Origin of the sequence: Mangrovimonas futianensis (assembly GCF_021245805.1) — a bacterium.
GTDB lineage: Bacteria > Bacteroidota > Bacteroidia > Flavobacteriales > Flavobacteriaceae > Mangrovimonas > Mangrovimonas futianensis.
Genome location: NZ_JAJJNF010000018.1, coordinates 2501 through 5625 on the forward strand (window position 1 = coordinate 2501; position 3125 = coordinate 5625).

Annotated in this window: 2 tRNA genes and 2 rRNA genes (1 of these 4 cut by a window edge); all 4 read right to left on the reverse strand. The window is 46.1% G+C overall.

Annotated elements, in window-relative coordinates:
- Positions 1-557, reverse strand: a 23S ribosomal RNA gene (locus LOK78_RS16305) (it extends 2264 nt beyond the left edge of the window).
- Between the two features lie 126 nt (positions 558-683).
- A tRNA-Ala gene (locus LOK78_RS16310) sits at positions 684-757 on the reverse strand.
- Between the two features lie 155 nt (positions 758-912).
- A tRNA-Ile gene (locus tag LOK78_RS16315) sits at positions 913-986 on the reverse strand.
- A gap of 90 nt (positions 987-1076) precedes the next feature.
- Positions 1077-2594, reverse strand: a 16S ribosomal RNA gene (locus tag LOK78_RS16320).
- The 16S and 23S rRNA genes sit together here with 2 tRNA genes alongside, the layout of an rRNA operon.
- Between the last annotated feature and the right edge of the window lie 531 nt (positions 2595-3125).

The window sequence follows — 3125 nt, forward strand, 5'->3', positions numbered from 1 at the left end:
ACCGCTTGTAAGCGTATGGTTTCAGGTTCTCTTTCACTCCGTTATTCACGGTTCTTTTCACCTTTCCCTCACGGTACTAGTCCACTATCGGTCTCTCAGGAGTATTTAGCCTTACCGGATGGTCCCGGCAGATTCACACAGGGTTCCACGTGCCCCGCGCTACTCAGGATACTGCTATGATTAACTGTCGTTACCTGTACGGGACTATCACCCCCTACGGTGCGTCTTTCCAAACGCTTCCAGTTCCTAAAGCAATCAATGTCGCAGTCCTACAACCCCAGCATTGCCGTAACAATACTGGTTTGGGCTAATCCGCGTTCGCTCGCCACTACTAACGGAATCACTTTTGTTTTCTCTTCCTCCGGGTACTTAGATGTTTCAGTTCCCCGGGTTCGCCTCCTTTCGGATACTATGTCTTCAACATAGCGGGTTGCCCCATTCGGATATCCATGGATCACAGTGTATGTGCCACTCCCCACGGCTTTTCGCAGCTTATCACGTCCTTCTTCGCCTCTGAGAGCCTAGGCATCCCCCATACGCCCTTATTTAGCTTATTGTACTTTTTGTCTTTTCAATGAGTTTATTATTGCTCGTTACAATAATTTATGTTTTTAGATATTTTCTATCTAATTTTCATGTATCTTTTTTCAATATGTCAATGAACTTATGCCCCTTAGGGCTCGTGGAGAATATCGGAGTCGAACCGATGACCTCCTGCGTGCAAGGCAGGCGCTCTAGCCAGCTGAGCTAATCCCCCATTTCTCTTCAGTAGTCGGTAATCAGTTAACAGTTATCAGTTAATCGATGACCTATACGTCAACTTGGGATACCCAACTTCTAAAATTTCCTTTCAATCTTGTAATGAACGTTTTCAATCCACAATTGCTTCCGCAATCCTTCGTTGAAGATTCGTAGTCTCAGGCAGACTCGAACTGCCGACCTCTACATTATCAGTGTAGCGCTCTAACCAGCTGAGCTATGAGACTCTCTACTTTATTATAGATATCTTAATTAAATCGACAGCAGGAGAATAAACCGAAATGTGTATTTCCAACCTCTTAGTCGTCTTTCTCTAGAAAGGAGGTGTTCCAGCCGCACCTTCCGGTACGGCTACCTTGTTACGACTTAGCCCTAGTTACCGATTTTACCCTAGGCCGCTCCTCTCGGTGACGGACTTCAGGCACTCCCAGCTTCCATGGCTTGACGGGCGGTGTGTACAAGGCCCGGGAACGTATTCACCGGATCATGGCTGATATCCGATTACTAGCGATTCCAGCTTCACGGAGTCGAGTTGCAGACTCCGATCCGAACTGTGATAGGTTTTGTGGATTCGCTCCTGCTCGCGCAGTGGCTGCCCTCTGTACCTACCATTGTAGCACGTGTGTAGCCCAGGACGTAAGGGCCGTGATGATTTGACGTCATCCCCACCTTCCTCGCGGTTTGCACCGGCAGTCTTGCTAGAGTTCCCATCTTTACATGCTGGCAACTAACAACAGGGGTTGCGCTCGTTATAGGACTTAACCTGACACCTCACGGCACGAGCTGACGACAACCATGCAGCACCTTGTAAGTAGTCCGAAGAAAGATCTATCTCTAAATCATGCAACTTACATTTAAGCCCTGGTAAGGTTCCTCGCGTATCATCGAATTAAACCACATGCTCCACCGCTTGTGCGGGCCCCCGTCAATTCCTTTGAGTTTCATTCTTGCGAACGTACTCCCCAGGTGGGTCACTTATCACTTTCGCTTAGCCACTCAGACCGAAGTCCGAACAGCTAGTGACCATCGTTTACGGCGTGGACTACCAGGGTATCTAATCCTGTTCGCTCCCCACGCTTTCGTCCATCAGTGTCAGTACATTGTTAGTGATCTGCCTTCGCAATCGGTATTCTATGTAATATCTATGCATTTCACCGCTACACTACATATTCTAACCACTTCACAATGACTCAAGATTATCAGTATCAAAGGCAATTCTACAGTTGAGCTGCAGGCTTTCACCTCTGACTTAACAATCCACCTACGGACCCTTTAAACCCAATGATTCCGGATAACGCTTGCATCCTCCGTATTACCGCGGCTGCTGGCACGGAGTTAGCCGATGCTTATTCATACGGTACCGTCAGCTCCCCTCACGAGGGGAGGTTTCTTCCCGTATAAAAGCAGTTTACAACCCATAGGGCAGTCTTCCTGCACGCGGCATGGCTGGATCAGGCTCTCGCCCATTGTCCAATATTCCTCACTGCTGCCTCCCGTAGGAGTCTGGTCCGTGTCTCAGTACCAGTGTGGGGGATCCCCCTCTCAGGGCCCCTATCTATCGTAGCCTAGGTGTGCCGTTACCACACCTACTAGCTAATAGAACGCATGCCCATCTCTTACCGCCGGAACTTTAATATAAAAATGATGCCATTCATATATATTATGGGGCATTAATCCAAGTTTCCCTGGGCTATTCCCCTGTAAGAGGTAGGTTGCATACGCGTTACGCACCCGTGCGCCGGTCTCAAAATAGCAAGCTATTTCTACCCCTCGACTTGCATGTGTTAGGCCTGCCGCTAGCGTTCATCCTGAGCCAGGATCAAACTCTTCATCGTTAAATCTTATAAATCTTTAACAACTTTAAGACTGAAAAGGGACTCAAAATGGTTTATTCTCTTGTTGTGAAAAGTACCGTTTCCAGTACCTTTCTACGCTGTCAATTCAATATGTCTATGAACTTTCTTATCTTCTTTCTTAACTCGTTTCCTTGTTAAGCGGGTGCAAATATAAAACCCTTTTTTTAACCTCACAATAGTTTTGATACTTTTTTTTTGAATTTTTTTTCGAAGACTGTTTTCCCCGTTTCCATTCCCAAAACACCAACACCTTTATAAGAACTTCGCTACTCATAACTCTCGCTATTTTTGCGGCTGCAAACATACAACCTTTTTTGATTCTACAAACATGTTTTTGATATTTTTTTTGGGTTTTTTTTGACCGGCCTTAAAACCAATCCCTTAACCCCAGTATCTCAAACTTTCTATGAACTTACGCTCCCGGTTTCCCCGTTTGCGGGTGCAAATATACCACCCTTTTTTCCTATCCAACAAACTTTTCCAAACCTTTTTTTGAAGTTTTTTTGAAAT